This window comes from Pseudomonas sp. R4-35-07, from assembly GCF_003852235.1.
Lineage (GTDB): Bacteria > Pseudomonadota > Gammaproteobacteria > Pseudomonadales > Pseudomonadaceae > Aquipseudomonas.
In genome coordinates this window covers 3,840,156-3,857,125 of sequence record NZ_CP027732.1, presented here as the reverse complement: position 1 = coordinate 3,857,125, position 16,970 = coordinate 3,840,156, and the positions used below count along the sequence as shown (strand labels likewise).

The 16,970-nt window shown below is 63.3% G+C and carries 15 protein-coding genes and 1 riboswitch; of the genes, 8 read left to right on the top strand and 7 right to left on the bottom strand.

Annotated elements, in window-relative coordinates:
- The first annotated feature begins 12 nt into the window (after window positions 1-12).
- On the top strand, window positions 13-798 hold the full coding sequence (locus C4J89_RS17560) for a PhzF family phenazine biosynthesis protein (RefSeq protein ID WP_124363630.1): 786 nt from the start codon (window positions 13-15) through the stop codon (window positions 796-798).
- A 90-nt stretch (window positions 799-888) separates the two neighbouring features.
- On the opposite strand, the gene C4J89_RS17555 is transcribed toward C4J89_RS17560, so the two are convergent.
- Complete coding sequence (locus tag C4J89_RS17555) at window positions 889-1,119, bottom strand: DUF6124 family protein (protein ID WP_124415158.1); 231 nt, start codon at window positions 1,117-1,119, stop codon at window positions 889-891.
- Window positions 1,120-1,538: 419 nt separating this feature from the next.
- On the opposite strand from C4J89_RS17555, the gene C4J89_RS17550 reads away from it, so the two are divergent.
- Window positions 1,539-2,111, top strand: coding sequence for a nucleotidyltransferase family protein (locus C4J89_RS17550; protein ID WP_124415157.1), 573 nt, complete (start codon window positions 1,539-1,541; stop codon window positions 2,109-2,111).
- On the opposite strand, the gene chrA is transcribed toward C4J89_RS17550, so the two are convergent.
- A complete protein-coding gene (chrA, locus tag C4J89_RS17545; RefSeq protein ID WP_124415156.1) occupies window positions 2,100-3,299 on the bottom strand; it encodes a chromate efflux transporter in 1,200 nt (399 codons plus the stop codon). The two genes, C4J89_RS17550 and chrA, sit on opposite strands and share 12 nt — an antisense overlap.
- Window positions 3,300-3,509: 210 nt before the next feature.
- On the opposite strand from chrA, the gene C4J89_RS17540 reads away from it, so the two are divergent.
- The 3 genes from C4J89_RS17540 to C4J89_RS17530 all read left to right on the top strand — a co-directional run bounded on the left by C4J89_RS17540 (window position 3,510) and on the right by C4J89_RS17530 (window position 8,797).
- Window positions 3,510-3,950, top strand: coding sequence for a TspO/MBR family protein (locus C4J89_RS17540; protein WP_124415155.1), 441 nt, complete (start codon window positions 3,510-3,512; stop codon window positions 3,948-3,950).
- Window positions 3,950-4,915, top strand: coding sequence for an alpha/beta hydrolase (locus C4J89_RS17535; protein ID WP_124415154.1), 966 nt, complete (start codon window positions 3,950-3,952; stop codon window positions 4,913-4,915). The genes C4J89_RS17540 and C4J89_RS17535 overlap by 1 nt, the downstream gene beginning before the upstream one ends.
- A gap of 93 nt (window positions 4,916-5,008) precedes the next feature.
- Window positions 5,009-8,797, top strand: a complete 3,789-nt coding sequence (locus tag C4J89_RS17530) for an ATP-binding protein (protein ID WP_256681817.1) — start codon at window positions 5,009-5,011, stop codon at window positions 8,795-8,797.
- Here the strand turns inward: C4J89_RS17530 and C4J89_RS17525 are convergent.
- The 4 genes from C4J89_RS17525 to C4J89_RS17510 all read right to left on the bottom strand — a co-directional run bounded on the left by C4J89_RS17525 (window position 8,789) and on the right by C4J89_RS17510 (window position 12,837).
- The gene (locus C4J89_RS17525; RefSeq protein WP_124415152.1) at window positions 8,789-9,553 is read right to left on the bottom strand and encodes an ABC transporter ATP-binding protein; all 765 of its coding nucleotides are present in this window, start codon (window positions 9,551-9,553) and stop codon (window positions 8,789-8,791) included. The two genes, C4J89_RS17530 and C4J89_RS17525, sit on opposite strands and share 9 nt — an antisense overlap.
- Window positions 9,550-10,554: an iron ABC transporter permease gene (locus C4J89_RS17520; protein WP_124415151.1), complete on the bottom strand. Its 1,005-nt coding sequence runs from the start codon at window positions 10,552-10,554 to the stop codon at window positions 9,550-9,552. The genes C4J89_RS17525 and C4J89_RS17520 overlap by 4 nt, the downstream gene beginning before the upstream one ends.
- Window positions 10,551-11,561, bottom strand: coding sequence for an ABC transporter substrate-binding protein (locus C4J89_RS17515; protein ID WP_124415150.1), 1,011 nt, complete (start codon window positions 11,559-11,561; stop codon window positions 10,551-10,553). Before C4J89_RS17515 ends, C4J89_RS17520 begins: the two co-directional genes overlap by 4 nt.
- A 114-nt stretch (window positions 11,562-11,675) precedes the next feature.
- Window positions 11,676-11,870: riboswitch (cobalamin riboswitch) on the bottom strand.
- 37 nt (window positions 11,871-11,907) lie between these two features.
- On the bottom strand, window positions 11,908-12,837 hold the full coding sequence (locus tag C4J89_RS17510) for a DNA/RNA non-specific endonuclease (protein ID WP_124415149.1): 930 nt from the start codon (window positions 12,835-12,837) through the stop codon (window positions 11,908-11,910).
- Between the two features lie 134 nt (window positions 12,838-12,971).
- Here C4J89_RS17510 and C4J89_RS17505 point away from each other — a divergent pair, with 134 nt between their 5' ends.
- The gene (locus tag C4J89_RS17505; RefSeq protein ID WP_124415148.1) at window positions 12,972-14,033 is read left to right on the top strand and encodes a M4 family metallopeptidase; all 1,062 of its coding nucleotides are present in this window, start codon (window positions 12,972-12,974) and stop codon (window positions 14,031-14,033) included.
- Between the two features lie 28 nt (window positions 14,034-14,061).
- The gene (locus C4J89_RS17500) at window positions 14,062-14,364 is read left to right on the top strand and encodes a protealysin inhibitor emfourin (protein WP_124415147.1); all 303 of its coding nucleotides are present in this window, start codon (window positions 14,062-14,064) and stop codon (window positions 14,362-14,364) included.
- 100 nt (window positions 14,365-14,464) lie between these two features.
- Here C4J89_RS17500 and C4J89_RS17495 read toward each other — a convergent pair whose 3' ends face one another.
- The gene (locus C4J89_RS17495) at window positions 14,465-15,856 is read right to left on the bottom strand and encodes an aldehyde dehydrogenase family protein (protein WP_124415146.1); all 1,392 of its coding nucleotides are present in this window, start codon (window positions 15,854-15,856) and stop codon (window positions 14,465-14,467) included.
- Window positions 15,857-15,961: 105 nt separating this feature from the next.
- On the opposite strand from C4J89_RS17495, the gene C4J89_RS17490 reads away from it, so the two are divergent.
- A complete protein-coding gene (locus tag C4J89_RS17490; protein WP_124415145.1) occupies window positions 15,962-16,834 on the top strand; it encodes a LysR family transcriptional regulator in 873 nt (290 codons plus the stop codon).
- Window positions 16,835-16,970 lie beyond the last annotated feature (136 nt).

Here is a 16,970-nt window from a genome sequence, read left to right as displayed (position 1 = left end):
GGAATAAACCAAATGCAACTCGATATTTTCCAAGTGGATGCTTTTTCCTCTGAGACTTTCGGCGGCAACCCGGCGGCGGTTTGTCCGCTGGTGGCCTGGTTGCCTGATGCGACGCTGCAACAAATCGCCGCAGAGAACAACCTATCTGAGACCGCCTATGTTGTGCGTAACGGTGAGGTGTTCGAGTTGCGCTGGTTTACCCCCACGGTGGAAGTCGACCTGTGTGGCCATGCCACCCTGGCAGCGGCCTGGGTGCTGTTCGAACAGCTTGGCGAAAACAGTGACATGCTGCGCTTTTCCACTCGCAGCGGTGAATTGCGGGTACATCGTAAAGACGGACGCCTGGCCATGGATTTCCCAGCCAAGCAGCCTGAACTCGTAGCTGTACCGCCAGGCCTTTTGCAAGCCTTGGGCCTGGAACGAATCGATGCGCTTTATCGCACAGATGATTACGTGGTGGTGGTCGAGGATGAAGCCATCATCGCTGGCCTCAATCCCGACTTTGCTGCGCTGGCCGCGTTCGACGTGCGCGGTGTCGCGGTTACCGCGCCGAGTCGTCACTTCGACTTTGTTTCTCGCTGGTTCGGCCCACGGGTAGGCGTGAACGAAGACCCGGTCACCGGCTCGGCCCACACCTCCTTGGCGCCCTACTGGGCCAAGCGCTTAGGCAAACGCAGCCTGAGTGCTGAGCAAGGAGGGGCGCGCAAGGGGCGTCTGTACTGTGAAGTCCTGGACAATGGCCGAGTCATTATCAGTGGCCACGGTGCGCTGTACTTACGCGGCAGTATCTTTATCTGAGGCGATCCATCAAAAGCAAACCGCCAAGCGGTTGCATATGGCTTGCAACGACTCGGCGATGGATCGGGCTTTTGAGTTAAACGCTGTCAATCAACCCGTACACGGCGCCTCACGGTCAAGCAATCTGCCCGTGAGCAGTACGCCCAGTTCACTCAATTGATGAATCGCCAGCGCGACGTCGCGGTGTTTGCCGTGGAGGTCTTCGGACAGGTCGAGCAGCAGGGTGCTGACGCTGGTGAAGGTTTCGTAGCTGTTGGTGATGAGGGTTTCGTTGCTGGCGTGGGGGGTGACGCTAAAGAGCGCGGTTGAATCGGTAGCCATTGTTAAGTTCCTTGCTTGAGCCACGACCTCATCGCTACTAAACAATAAGGCGGTAGCTGTACGCAGGTTAGTAGACCGGTGAAACCTAACAAAACCGGCGCGCCCTAGGGCGCCCTACGCACAGCCACCATCAAGCACAGACGGGAAGTCTGATGGAGGGAGCGTGTGCACTTGTTAGGTTAAACCGTGGGCTACTAAACCCGATCGCCGAGAAATTCAGCGACCGAGCCACCTTAAATACGGCCATCCCAGCGCACAAGCCGGCGGATTCTGACGCAAGCGTAGGCAATGGAGCAAGGTGCCGCACGGTAGCGAACGCTGTACCCCTTTGAACCCACAAGAATATTCAGCGCCTCATCAAATCCTTCACCACGCTGTTGTAGAGTCACGGCACACCGAATTGACCACCCAGGGACCCCATGACACTGACCGTCGACACCTTGCTCAAACTGGCCATGGCCAACCCCGTCAACGCTGAAATCACCGCGCGTCTGCCGTCGCTCGGGGTGGAGCAGTGCATGCTCACGGCGGGCTGTCTGTTCCAGGCGGTGTGGAATCATCAGGCGAGTCGGCCGGTTGATGCGGGGGTGAAGGACTATGACGTTTTCTACTTCGACCAGGATGTGTCCTACGAGGCAGAGGATGCAGTAATCCGCAGGGCTGAGCAGCTGTTCCGGGACCTGGGCGTTAACGTGGAGGTGAAGAATCAGGCGCGGGTTCATCTCTGGTATGGGCAGCGGTTTGGCCGGCCTTACCCTCAGTTGCACTCGGCCAGGCAAGGGGTGGACCGTTACCTGGTGGCGGGTACGTGCATTGCCTTGGATATTGCCACGGGCGAGGTGTATGCGCCGTATGGCTTGGCGGATGTGGAGCAGGGCGTGCTGCGCATTAACCCGCTGCATGCCGAGCCCGAACTGTTTTTGCACAAGGCCAGGAGTTATCAGGAACGCTGGCCCTGGCTCAGGATTGTGCCACCGGGGTCAGCCGAATAACCCGCCGAGCACGCTGCACCCGATCACTACCAGCCACGGCGGCAACTTCATCAGCATCAGTGCCGCCAAGGCGAGCAATGCCAGGGCCAGGTCGTAAACGCTGAAAATCGCGCTGGTCCACACCGGTCGGTACAACGCCGCCAATAACAAGCCCACCACTGCCGCGTTCACACCGGCCAGCGCGGCCTGGGTGCGGGGGCTGTGGCGCAGGCTGGCCCAGAAGGGCAGCGCGCCGAAGATCAGCAAAAATGACGGCGCGAAGATCGCCAGCAGGCCGATCAGGCCGCCCAGCCAGCCGGTAGGGGCGTGGGTCATCGAGGCGCCGAGAAAGGCCGCGAAGGTGAACAGCGGGCCGGGCACGGCTTGGGCGGCGCCGTAGCCGGCGAGGAAAACGTCGTTGCTCACCCATTGGCTGGGCACCACCTGGGCTTGCAGCAACGGCAACACCACATGGCCGCCGCCAAACACCAGTGAGCCGGTGCGGTAGAACGCGTCCACCAGCGCCAGCGTGGGATCGCTCACCCAGTCGGCAAGGAGCGGCAAGCCCACCAGCAACAGCAGGAACAGCGCCAGCCACAGCGTTGCGGCACGGCGGCTGATGGCGATGGGCAATGCGTCGGGCTCGGCACGGGGCGCGGGCTTGAACAGCAGCAGGCCGGCCACCCCCGCCACGACGATCACTGCCACCGGGCTCCAGGCAGACGATTGCAGCAGTACCCAACCGGCGGCGCCCAGCATCAATATTATCCGCGCCCAGCCCCGGCACAGGGTGCGCGCCATGCCCCACACAGCTTGGGCCACCACCGCCACGGCGACGACCTTGAGGCCATGCAGCGCGCCGGCGGGCAGGGCGCTGCCATAGTGAGAAAGGCCCAGGGCGAACAGGATCAGCGCGATGGCCGACGGCAAGGTGAACCCGGCCCAGGCAGCCGCGGCACCCGCGTAACCTGCGCGTGACAGGCCCAACGCGATGCCGACCTGGCTGCTGGCCGGGCCGGGCAGGAACTGGCACAGGGCGACCAGTTCGGCATAGCTGTGTTCACTGAGCCAGCGTCTGCGGGTGACGAATTCCTCGCGAAAATAACCCAGGTGCGCAATCGGCCCGCCGAAGGAGGTCAGGCCCAGGCGCAGGAAGATCAGGAACACTGACCCAAGGCTGCTGCGGTGATCGGCAAGGGGTGCGGGCAAGGTGAGGCTCTCGGGTGGCGTGTGAAGAACCCGGCAAATCGATGTGGGCTGGTGGGGCACTTTACCGATTTTTCATGACGCGCAGAAGAGACGGCCTGCCTGTCATTTTTGCCGTGCACATTGAATTTATCGGCGCCGATTTGAGTCATTAAAGCTGAGTCACTTGAAGCACAGCCTTGCCTTCCACTCCTTTAACCTCAAGGACCGACCATGATCTTCTTCATCTTCCTGCTCGCTTGCGCTGCCGCCGCCAGTACCGGTGTGATTTTCAAACCCGGCGCCTGGTACGAATCCCTGGTCAAGCCCAGCTTCACCCCGCCCAACTGGTTGTTCCCGGTGGCGTGGACAATTATCTACCTGTTGCTGGCCTGGGCCGGTTACCGCTTGAGCCTGATCCCGGGCAGCGAGATGGTGTTGGCGCTGTGGGCCGCGCAGATTGCATTGAATACGCTGTGGACGCCGGTGTTCTTCGGCGCGCATCGCTTGCTCGCCGGGATGGTGATCATTGTGCTGTTGTGGCTGACCGTGGCGGCGATGGTGGTGCTGGCAGTGCGTCTGGACCTGATTACCGGCCTGATCCTGTTTCCGTACCTGGCCTGGCTGTGCGTAGCGGCGGCGTTGAACTTCTCGATCCTGCGGAATAACCGTTGATGGCTTACCAACACTGGCCCGCCAGCGAGACCGAATTGGCCCAGATGCGCCGCTTCAATCGCACGCTCGCGTGGCTGCCGCGCTTCAAGATCCGCAACCGCGTCACGCCGCGTGTGATCCAGGCACTGCTGCGCACCCGGCAAAGGTTCCAGAAACCGCCTGTGGTGGAAATCCGGCTTATCGGCTCCGTGCCCGTGCGTATCCTGCGGCCCGCCGGTGCGCCCAAAGGCGTGGTGCTGGATATCCACGGCGGCGGCTGGGTGATTGGCAATGCGCAGATGAATGACGACCTCAACCTCGGCATGGTGCGCGCGTGCGACGTGGCGGTGGTGTCGGTGGACTATCGGCTGGCGGTTAACACGCCGGTGGAAGGGTTGCTGGAAGACTGCCTGGCCGCTGCGCGCTGGCTGTTGGCGGACTGCGCGGAGTTTGCCGGCCTGCCGGTGTTTCTTGTCGGCGAATCGGCCGGCGGGCATCTGGCGGCGGCGACGTTGCTGGCGTTGAAGCAATGGCCGCTGCTGCTCCAACGTGTCCATGGCGCGGTGTTGTACTACGGGGTGTATGACTTGACCGGCACGCCGAGCGTGCGCAACGCCGGGCCGCAAACGCTGTTGCTCGATGGGCCGGGAATGGTCACGGCGCTGCGCTTGCTCACGCCGGGGATCAGCGACGACGAGCGTCGACAGCCTCCCTTGTCACCCTTGTATGGCGACTTCGCCGGCATGCCGCCAGCGTTGATGTTCGTGGGCGAACTGGACCCGCTCAAGGACGACACGCTGCTGATCGCCGAACGCTGGAGTCAGGTGGAGGCGCATCTGTTGCCGGAGTCGGCCCATGGGTTCATTCATTTTCCCGTGGCGATGGCGGACAGCGTTTTGGTATACAGCCGGGGCTGGATAACGGCGCGTCTGCACACCCGGCCACTCTCGGCTTCCTGCAGCACCGTCGTCCCTGGCCCTGAATGAGTTCAATGGGAGGTTTTTATTCGGCGGTGGTCACAGTGACAGATACATGCCTTTGCAATCGCCTAAATCTGTTGGTGGTCCAAACCCGTGATTATGCATTCCTTCTTGTCGGGCGGTGGCGAACTGGCCTCCCTGATCCAGTCCAAAGATTGGTCGGCAACCCCGCTGGGGCCGATCGAAGCCTGGCCACAGAGCCTGCGCACCACCGTCAGCCTGTGCCTGGCGTCCAATTTTCCGATCAATATCATCTGGGGCCCCGAGAACACCCAGATCTATAACGACGGCTACAAGGTGCTGTGCGGCGAGTCGCATCCACGCGCCTTGGGCGAGGGTTACCACGTGACCTGGGCCAGTGCGTGGCCGGCCATCGGCGGGCCCTTCACCGAGGCGCTGGAGGGGCAAACCAGTTTTCTGGAAAACCAGCGCATGTTCCTCACGCGCAATGGTTACCTGGAGGAGACCTTCTTCACCTTTTCCATTTCACCCATTCGCGATGAAACCGGCGGCATCGGCGGACTGTTTCACCCGGTGACGGAAACCACGGTGACCATCCTCGCCGAGCGGCGCACCCGTGCGTTGCGCGATCTGACCGGGCAGTTGGCAGTTGCCGATGACTTGCCCAAACTGATCGCGTTGACGGTGCAGACGCTGGCGGGGTTCAACTTTGATATTCCGTTCTTGCTGTTTTATGAGTGGGACGCCCAAGGCAAGGGTTACCGCCTGGCACAACACAGCGGTATCGCCGCCAACACCGCCGCGTCACCGGCCTGGATCGACGCGGCCGACACCACGCCCTGGCCGTTGGGCGCCGCGTGCGAGCAAAAGCGCACGCTGCAGGTGGACAACATCGAGGCGCTGTTTGCCGGCGTGGCTTGCGGGCCCTACCCGGAGCCGTCCCAGACTGCCTTTGTGTTGCCGCTGGTGGTGCCGGACGACACGCAGGCCCCGTTGATTCTGGTGGCCGGCGCGTCACCCCGCTTGCCGATGAACGATATTTACCGGGGGCTCTACGAACTGCTGGGCGCAGCGCTCTCGGCGGCACTGGCCACCGTACGTGCGCGCGAGTATGAGCGCCAGCGTGCCGACGCCCTGGCGGCGATCGACCAGGCCAAGACCACCTTTTTCACCAACATCAGCCATGAATTTCGCACGCCCCTGACCTTGATGCTCGGGCCGCTGGAAGAGTCGCTGGCCTTGGGCGATACGCTGCCCGAGGATGAGCGTGAGCGGGTCACGCTGGCTTACCGCAACGGCCAGCGCCTGCTCAAGCTGGTCAACTCACTGCTGGAGTTTTCCCGCATTGAGGCCGGCCGCGCCCAGGCGACCTATGCGCCGGTGGACCTGCCGGCACTCACCGCTGACCTGGCCTCCAACTTCCGATCGGCCTGCGAGCGCGCCGGCCTGGCGTTGCTCATCGACACCACACCTTTGCCCGAGGCGGCCTACGTCGACCGCGACATGTGGGAAAAGGTGGTGCTTAACCTGATCTCCAACGCCTTCAAATTCACCCTGGCCGGGCACATCCGCGTCAGCGTTGCGCCCACCGCCGATGGCAGCGCTGCCCAGGTGCGCGTGAGTGACACTGGCACCGGCATCGCGGCCCATGAGCTGCCGCGTTTGTTCGAGCGCTTCCACCAGATCGAAAACCCCGTCGGCCGCTCGTTCGAAGGCTCGGGGATCGGCCTGGCGCTGGTGGATGAACTGGTCAGGCTGCAAGGCGGCACGCTGGAAGTGACCAGTGAGCTAGGGGTAGGCACGACGTTCAGCATCCGGCTGCCGCTGGGCAACCGGCATGTACCCAAGCCGCTGCACACCGAGGCGTTGCTGCACGGTTCTACCACCAATGTGAGTGCCTACGTGGAGGAGGCGCTTGGCTGGTTGCCGGATGCGTCAGCGCTGGTTGACGAGGCCCAGACACACCCTGAGCCTGATGCCGAGTCCTTCCAGGGCCACGTGCTGCTGGCGGACGATAATGCCGATATGCGCGCTTACGTCGCGCGCTTGCTGTACGCCGCCGGCCTGGACGTGGAAACCGTGACCGATGGGCAGGCCGCGCTGCAGGCGGCCCGCGAAAACCCGCCGCAACTGATCCTTACCGACGTGATGATGCCGGTCCTCGATGGCTTTGGCCTATTGCGCGCCGTGCGTGAAGACCCGCGCTTGCAGACGACGCCGGTGATTCTGCTGTCGGCCCGTGCGGGTGAAGAAGCCCGCGCCGAGGGCCTGGCCGCCGGCGCCGATGACTACCTGATCAAACCGTTTTCGGCGCGCGAGCTGGTCTCCCGTGTCACCTCGCATCTGGAGCGCGCCCGCAACCGCCGCGTGGCGACACTGCGCGAGAGTGAAGCGCGGTTGCGCCTGGCAATCGACGCCGGGCAGATCGGCGAATGGGAACTGGATATCGGCGCCGACAGCTCGGTGCGCGCCGAGCGGCACGACCAGATTTTCGGTTACCACGAGCGGGTGGCGCACTGGGGCATGCAGACGTTCCTGGAACATGTGCTGCCCGAAGACCGCAAGGTGGTCGAGGCGGCGTTCACGCGCGCGGTGGCCCAGGGCAGCAGCTGGGATTTCCAGTGCCGCATCCGCCGCGTTGATGACCAGCAGGTGCGCTGGATCCTGGTGCGCAGCATGCCGCAACTCGACGCCCACGGGCGCACCCTGAAAATGTTCGGTTTGGTGCAGGACATCACCGATCAGAAACGGGTCGAGCTGGGCATGCAGGCGCTCAATGAAACCCTCGAACAACGCATCTCCGAGGCCATGGAAGAGCGCAGCAAGGCCGAAGAACAACTGCGCCAGGCGCAAAAACTCGAAGCCCTGGGCCAACTCACCGGCGGCGTGGCCCATGACTTCAATAACCTGTTGACGGTGATTCGCTCTTCGCTCGACCTGCTGGAGCGTCCGGAACTGCCCGAAGCGCGGCGCAGCCGTTACCTGGCGGCGATTTCAGACACGGTCAACCGAGCGGCGCGTCTCACCGGGCAGTTACTCGCGTTCGCCCGTCGCCAGGCATTGAAGCCGCAGGCGTTCGACGTCAGCCACAGCGTGACCTCGCTGGTGGAAATGATCGAATCGCTGTGTGGTGCCCATATCCGCGTCATCACTGAGCTTGCGCCCTACGATTGTTTCGTCTATGCCGACTCCAGCCAGTTCGATTCGGCGCTGGTCAACGTGGTGGTCAATGCCCGTGATGCGATGAAGGGCGTGGGTACCCTGACCGTCGCGGTAGCCTCGGTCGACACCCTCCCGGCACTGCGCGGCCAGCCTGCGGTGCCGGGGGCGTTTGTGGCGATCGCGGTGAGCGACACCGGCAGCGGCATACGCCCTGAGCATCTGGAGCGCATATTCGAGCCGTTTTTCACCACCAAGAACGTCGGGCAAGGCACCGGGCTTGGCCTTAGCCAGGTGTTTGGCTTTGCCAAACAGTCGGGCGGCGAAGTGCGGGTCAGCACCGAATTCGGTCGAGGTTCGACGTTTACGTTGTACCTGCCCAAAGTCATTGCGCGGCCACGGGAACCCGAGGTGGAGCTTGAGGCGGCGCCGATGACCGAGGGCCGTGGCACCCATGTGCTGGTGGTGGAAGACAACGTCGAAGTGGGCACCTTTGCCACCCAGGCCCTCAAGTTGTTGTCCGATGAAGCCGACGCGTTCGACGTGGTGTTTTCCGATGTGATGATGCCCGGCATGAACGGGCTCGAGCTGGCCAAGGAAATCCAACGGCTGTGGCCCGCCTTGCCCATCGTGCTCACCAGTGGCTACAGCCATGTGCTGGCGCAGCAAGGCACCCACGGTTTCGACCTGCTGCACAAGCCGTATTCCATTCACCAACTGTTGCTGATTCTGCGCAGGGCCTGTTCGACATCAGCGGGCTCAGGCTGAGCGCAAGCGTAGAATCTGCGCGCCGTCGAACGGGTCGGTCAGGTAATGCGCCTGCACACCGAAGGTGGCCTGCAACCGTTGCGGGGTCAGTACCTCCAGCGGTTTACCCAGCGCCACCAGCCGGCCCCGGTCGAGCACGGCCAGGCGATCACAGGTCAGCGCCTGGTTGAGGTCGTGCAGGGCAATCAAGGTGGTGACCGGAAGCGCCTGCACGCCTTTGAGAATCGTCAGTTGGTGCTGGATGTCCAAGTGGTTGGTCGGCTCGTCCAGCAGTAGAATCTGCGGGCGCTGCGCCAGTGCGCGGGCGATATGCACGCGTTGGCGTTCGCCGCCGGAGAGGCTGCGCCAGGCGCGATGGCTCAGGTGTGTGGCGTCCACGTCGTGCAAGGCCTGGCGCACGATGGTGTCATCTTCGTTCGACCAGGGGCTCAGTGCCGACAGCCACGGCGTGCGGCCCAGGGCGACCGCATCGAACACGCGGATGGCGTCGTCGGTATCGGCCTGTTGTTCCACCACGGCCACGTGCTGCGCGATGGCGCGGCGCGACAAGTCGACTAAACGCTTGTCGCCCAGGCGCACCTCACCGCTGGCCGGCGTACGCAACCCCGCGAGCAACTTGAGCAAGGTCGATTTGCCCGACCCGTTCGGCCCGACGATACCCAGGGTTTCACCCGCCGCAACCTCAAGGTGGACGTCGCACAGCAACTCGGCCTCGCGCACCTTGAAGCCGAGCCCACTGCAGCTCAACACACTCATCGCGCATTCCTCCGACCGATCAGGATCAGCGCAAACACCGGCGCGCCGACCAGCGCGGTGACCACCCCCACCGGAATCACCTGGCCTTTGATCAGGGTGCGCGACAGCACATCGGCGGCGATCAGGAACAACGCGCCGCCCAGGGCGCTGGCGGGCAGCAGGCGGGAGTGCCCGGTACCCAGCATCAAGCGCATGGCATGGGGGATCACCAGCCCGACAAATCCGATGGAGCCGACAATCGACACCATCACCGCCGTCACCACTGCCGCGCAGCCCACCAGCACGAATTGCACGCGGCGCACCGGGATGCCGAGGGCGGCCGCCGAATCCGTGCCGAAGGTAAACGCATCCAGTGCGCGACGGTGCCACAGGCACACCATCAGCCCCACGACCGCCATCGGCACCGCCAGCCACACCGACGGCCAACGCACGCCGCTGAGGTTGCCGAGCAGCCAGAACATGATGCCCCGCGCCTGTTCGGAGCTGGCGGATTTGGTGATCAGGAACGCGGTGAGCGCATTGAACAGCTGCGAGCCTGCGATGCCGGCGAGGATGATCTGCCCGGTGCCGCTGGACGAGCCGCTGGCCCGCGCCAGCAGAATCACCAGGGCGAACGCGGCCATGGCGCCGACGAATGCGCCCGCCGACAGCGAAATCAAACCGCCGCCCACCCCGATCAACGCGATCAGCACCGCGCCGGTCGAAGCCCCGGCGCTGATGCCCAACAGGTACGGATCGGCCAACGGGTTGCGCAGCAACGATTGCAGGATCACCCCGCACGTCGCCAGGCCCGCACCGCAGGCGCCGGCCACCAGGGCGCGGGTCAGGCGGTAGTTCCACACCACGCCTTCATCGATGGGGTCGAGTGCGTAGCCGGCCGCCCAGAGTTTGTTGGCGAGCACTTGGAGCACAACCTGCGGCGAGATGGCCGTTTCGCCGATGGCCACGCCGGCAAGCAGGGCGATCAGCAGCAGTGTGAGGGCGAGCACGGTCCGTATCATTGCGCCAGGTCGTAGCCGTCGATGGCCGCAGCCAGTTGGTCAAGGCCGTCGAATGTGCGCAGGCTGGCCTGCAGCGCCAGGGCGTCGAGGATGATGATGCGGTTGTGTTTGACTGCGTCCATGTTGCGGGTCACGGGGTCGCTGCGCAGAAAGGCCAGCTTCTTTTCATGGTCGTCGGCGGGATAGCGGCGCCGGTCCATGCGCGCGATCACCAGGAAGGTGGGGTTGGCCTTGGCGAGGGTTTCCCAGCCGACGGCGGGCCATTCTTCATCGGACTGCACCACGTTGCGCAGGCCGAGGGTGTGCAGCATGAATTCGGGTACACCTTTATGGCCGGCCACGTAGGGGTCGCTGGCCATTTCGGCGCTGGAGAACCATACCAGCGCGCTGGCTTGCTTCAAGCCTTTGCGCTGCACGGTGGCGATGGACGTGGCCAGGCGCGCCTTGAGTTCATCGGTCAGTTGCTGGCCGCGCGCCTGTACGTCGAAGATCTCGGCCAATTGGCTGAGGCCCTTGTAGATCGTCTCGATGCGAAACGGCTGCAGTCGCGTGCCATCGGCGCCCACCCGGTTGTCTTTGTCTTCGCAGTCGGAGGGCAGCAAGTAGGTCGGGATGTTCAGTTCCTGAAACTGCTCGCGGGTGCCCACGACGCCTTGGGGCCCGACCACCCATTCCAGCTCGGCGGCCACCAGTTGCGGGCGCTTGGCGATCACTGCTTCGAAGCTCGGTTCGTTATTGGCCAGGCGCTCGATGCGCGCGTCCTGCGCCTGGTACTGCGCCAATACGGTGTTGAACCACAGCGAGGTGCCGACCACTTTATCGGCCACGCCCAACGCATACAGCATCTCGGTGGCGGCCTGGCCGATGGTCACGCTGCGCGCGGGCGCCTGCTGGAACGTGACGGGGCTGCCGCAGTTTTCCAGGGTCAGCGGGTAGTGGGTAGGCGCGGCGTGGGCCAGGGCGCAGCAACCCAGGCCGATGATCAGGGCCGTAACGCGTGGCAGCATGGGGCAATCTCCGTTTGAACCGTCGGTGAAGCAGGGCAGGTACGGTACGGAAATACACCCACGAACGCTGCCGGCCGGGCAGGGCAAGGATGGCCTTCCCGGACACCCCGCCGGTTAGTGAGTCACTGGGCCGGCAGGTCTCCTGACTGATGCGTCATCGCCCGGCTCCGGCCTTCCCGGACAACGTCCAGTGGCAGTGGGGAGCAGGCTCGGCACCTACAGTTGCGGGGGCAGTTTCGATTGACGTCGCGGTCGGCGTTTCGAATTCCCTATTAGTCCCGTGGGGGAACCGGCGGCGCTATGGTAGTTGATTCGGCCCACGAGAGGGAGGTGGAAGTGACGCCGGTTACAGGCGAATGTCCCCAGGCCCCCGGATCAGCGCTTCGATCCGCGTTCCCGTGGCGCGCTCTTCGTTGCTGAAACCGTCGTAGTCGGCCAGGTTGCCGAAGCGGATGCCGGTCAATTGCTCGATCTGGATCACACTGCGCTGGTAGGTTCTGAGCGGGCCGAATACCAGGTCCAGTTGGCCCAGCTCGCGGCTCTGGTCGATCATATAGGCGCTGGCGGAAGGCTTGCCGTCGTCACTAAGGTAGGCCACGACTTTCCAGAACGCCTTGGGGATTTTCACGCCCCGGTACAGGCGGTCGTCATCGGCGAACACCGGGCCGGTAAATACGCTGGCGCGGGCTTTCCAGCGCTGGGTGTTGTCGAGAATGTAGTCCTCCAGTTCCAGCCAGGTTTTCTGGTTGAAGCCGCTCATCTGCGGCGAGCAGTTGGTGAAATGGAAGGTGTCGCCGTTGGCGGTGTTTGCGTCGGCGCCCCAGTTGGGGTCCTGGCGCCGCACCAGGTGGCCACGGTCAAGGCCATTGCCGGCGTAGAGGTCTTCGCCCACCTGGGCATCGATCGGCAGGCGGCCATCGTAGGCCCAGGTGTCGTTGCTGCGCACGATATCCACGTGCTTGGCGCCGTCGATGTTGACACCGACATACAGCGCCAACCGTCGGGAACGCGACATGCTGATGGAAAAGTGCATGTAGTCCAGGCGCCCGGGCTGGGCGTCGCTTGCCTGGGCCGGGTCCAGCGTGGGCCATTGCACCGCGAAGCTGCCGAGAAAATCCTCGGCGTAGCCGCGCCGGTCTTGCAGGTCCTTGGCTGCGGTGACGCGGGGCGCTGCGGCCCTGGCTTCCAGCAGCGAGGGCGTAGGCGTGATCAAGGGGCGAAGGTCGGCAAGCCTTGGGCGGTAGGCCAGGTCGATTTTGACGTTGCGTGCGGGCATGGGGTATTCCTTATGCGGATCGGATAAACACGACTGCAACATGATTTCATGACAATTTGGCCCAGGCGGCAGACTCCGGTCTATCCTGAAGTCGTTAAACGGCCGTTCACCACACGCCAAAAAGGAGCCAGCTTATGTGTGTTCGCCAATCGCGCAACCCGATTTTCTGCCTGATCCCGCCGTACATGCTCGACCAGATCGCGCGCCACGGCGATAAAGCCCAACGCGAGGTGGCGCTGCGCACGCGCGCCAAGGACAGCACGTTCCGCTCGTTGCGCATGGTCGCCGTGCCCGCCAGAGGCCCGGCGCGCATGGCGCTGGTGGCAGGTGCCGAGAAACAGCGCTCGATCTACAGCGCCGACAACACCGACAGCCTGCCAGGCAAGCTGATCCGCAGCGAAGGGCAACCCGCCAGCGGTGATGCGGCGGTGGACGAGGCCTATGACGGCCTGGGCGCGACCTTCGACTTTTTCGACCAGGTCTTTGACCGCAATTCCATCGACGATGCCGGCATGGCGCTGGATGCCAGCGTGCACTTCGGCCAGGACTACAACAATGCGTTCTGGAATTCGACCCAGATGGTCTTTGGCGATGGCGACCAGCAACTGTTCAATCGCTTCACCGTGGCACTCGACGTGATCGGCCATGAATTGGCCCACGGGGTCACCGAGGATGAAGCCAAACTGATGTACTTCAACCAGTCCGGTGCGTTGAACGAGTCGCTGTCGGACGTGTTCGGCTCATTGATCAAGCAATATGCGCTGCAGCAAAAGGCCGAAGACGCCGATTGGCTGATCGGCAAGGGGCTGTTCACGAAGAAAATCAAAGGCACTGCCCTGCGCTCGATGAAGGCCCCCGGCACCGCGTTTGACGACAAGTTGCTGGGCAAGGACCCGCAGCCGGGGCACATGGATGATTTTGTGCACACCTACGACGACAACGGCGGCGTGCATATCAATTCCGGTATTCCCAACCATGCGTTCTATCAGGTTGCCACCCGGATCGGCGGCTTTGCCTGGGAGCGTGCCGGGCGCATCTGGTACGACGCGTTGCGCGACGCGCGGTTGCGGCCGAACTCAGGGTTTCTGCGTTTTGCACGTATCACTTACGATGTGGCCGGGCGCCTCTACGGCGCGAACAAGGATGAGCAGAAGGCCGTCAAGGAAGGTTGGAAAGCAGTGGGCATTAACGTCTGACAATCCGCCAGGGCGGAGAGGAACAGCCATGCGCATCTCGATCAAGGAAAACGGCGGCCCGGCGTTTTTTCCGGGCCTGGCCCAGCCGCGCAGTGTCGAGCTGGACAAATTGCCCGAGCAGGACCAGCAGGAGTTGCGGCAACTGATCGAGAAATCGGACTTTTTCCAGTTGCCGCAAAGCACCCAACCCTCCTCCGACAACCCGGGGCAGGTGCATTACACGCTCACCGTGAGTGAAGGTGAGCGTGAACACACGGTGTGCGTATTGGCGCCGGTGAAGTCGCAGGCGCTGGACGGGTTGGTGCAGTGCGTGCGACGGCATATTCGCTGATTGCTTAAAGTCTGATACGGCCCCTCGGGGCTGCCTGGATCCAAATGTGGGAGGGGGCAAGCCCCCTCCCACATTTGATGTGTGTTGAAGCCAGGGCTGTTTATTTACGATCGAACCACACCGTCTGCGCATTACAGAACTCGCGTACGCCAAAGTGCGACAGTTCGCGCCCGAACCCGCTTTTCTTCACGCCACCAAAGGCCACCCGAGGGTCGGAGACGCTGAACGCGTTGACGAAGATCCCACCGGTTTCCAGTTGGTTGGCGATGTCCCGTGCCTTCGCCGAGTCGCGGGTGAAGATACTCGCGGTCAGGCCGAATTCGCTGTCGTTGGCCAGTGCCACTGCATGGTCGGCGTCGCGTGCGGTGATGATCGACGCGACGGGGCCGAACAGTTCCTGTTTGAACGAAGTCATCTGGTCGGTGACGTCAGCCAGCACGGTGGGCTCGTAATAGTTGCCGGCCCCGTCCACTTTGTTGCCGCCGAGCAACAGGGTCGCGCCTTCTTTCACGGTGGCCTGGACCTGGCCGTGCAGTTCATCGCGCAGGTCGAAGCGCGCCATGGGGCCGATGTAGGTGGCAGCCGAGGTCGGGTCGCCCATCACCAGGTTGCGGCTGGCTTCGAGGAACTTGGCGGTAAAGGCTTCGACCACGCCGTCTTCGATGATCAGGCGCTTGGCGGCGGCGCAGACTTGGCCGCTGTTCTGGAAACGGCCGATCAGCGCGGCCTGTACGGCTGCGTCGAGGTCGGCGTCGTTGAGCACGATGAACGGGTCGGAGCCCCCCAGTTCCAGCACGCATTTCTTCAGTGCCGCACCGGCCTGGGAGCCGATGGCGATACCGGCGCGCACGCTGCCGGTGAGGGTGACGGCGGCAATGCGTGGGTCGGCGATGGCGTTGGACACACCCTCGGTCGTGACATTGATGACCTCGAACAGGCCTTCAGCGAAGCCGGCCTTTTGGAACGCCTGCTGGATCAGGTAGGCGCTGCCCATCACGTTCGGCGCATGCTTGAGCACGTAGGTGTTGCCGGCCAGCATGGTCGGGATGGCGCCGCGCAGCACTTGCCACACCGGGAAGTTCCACGGCATCACGGCGAGGATCGGGCCCAGCGGGCGGTATTCGATGTGGGCGGTACCGTTGTCGACCAGGGTCGGCTCCGGTGCGAGCATGGCGGGGCCGTGCTGCGCATACCACTCGCTGAGCTGGGCGCACTTCTCGATTTCGGCGCGGGCCTGGGCAATCGGTTTGCCCATTTCCAGGGTGATCATCTGCGCCATGGCTTCGGCTTGGTCACGCAGGGCGCTGGCCAGGGCCAACAGCAATTCGGCGCGCTGGCTGACGGGTTGGCGGCGCCAGGTGCGGAAGGCAGCGGTGGAGCGGTTAAGCGCGGCGTCCAACTGCAATTGGCTTTCGTACGCATAGCTGGCAACGGTTTCGCCGTTGGCCGGGTTGATCGACAAGGCGTGGGTCTGGTGAGAAATAGCGTTCATGGCACCGTCCTGCTGGGATGATTGGAATGGAGCCCAGCGTACGGGGCTGTATCTTTTCTGGAAACTGAATAATATTAAGCAATACGTTCACGATTGGAGAATGATTTGGATCTGGTGCAGTTGGAAATCTTCAAGGCCGTTGCCGAGCAAGGCAGCATCAGCGCCGCCGCGCAGTTGATCCATCGGGTACCGTCAAACCTGACCACCCGCATCAAACAACTGGAGCAGGATCTGGGCGTGGAGTTGTTCATCCGCGAGAAGAGCCGCCTGCGCCTGTCTCCGGCCGGGTGGAATTTCCTTGGCTATGCGCGGCGTATTCTCGATCTGGTGCAAGAAGCCCGCGCAACGGTGGCGGGGGAGGAACCCCAGGGCGCGTTTGCCCTTGGTTCGCTGGAAAGTACGGCGGCGGTGCGTATTCCCGCGTTACTGGCGGCGTATAACCAGAAACACACCAAGGTCGAGCTGGACCTGAGCACGGGGCCGTCGGGCACGATGATCGAAGGCGTGCTGTCCGGGCGGCTGACGGCGGCTTTTGTCGATGGCCCGGTGCTGCACTCCACCCTGGAGGGCGTCGCGGTGTTCGAGGAAGAAATGGTGGTCATCGCACCGCTGCACCATGCGCCCATTACGCGGGGGCGGGAGGTGAATGGCGAGAATATCTATACCTTCCGCTCGAACTGCTCCTACCGGCATCACTTCGAGCGTTGGTTCTCACAGGATGGCGCGATGCCGGGCAAGATCTTCGAGATCGAGTCTTACCACGGCATGCTGGCGTGCGTCAGCGCCGGAGCAGGGCTGGCGCTGATGCCGCGCAGCATGCTGGAAAGCATGCCGGGGTTTGCGGCGGTGAGCGTGTGGCCGCTGGCCGACAGCGACCGCGTGCTGAACACCTGGCTGATCTGGCGCAGGGGCACGGTGTCGCAGAGTTTGAACAGCTTCGTAAAGCTGTTGGAGGAACGCGGGTTAGTAGCAGCCTGAATCCAATGTGGGAGGGGGCAGGCCCTAATCTTGTAGGAGCGAGCTTGCTCGCGAAAAACGTCAACGATAACGCGTAATTCCTGGATAAACGCGGTGGCTGTGAGTTTTTCGCGAGCAAGCTCGCTCCTACAACATC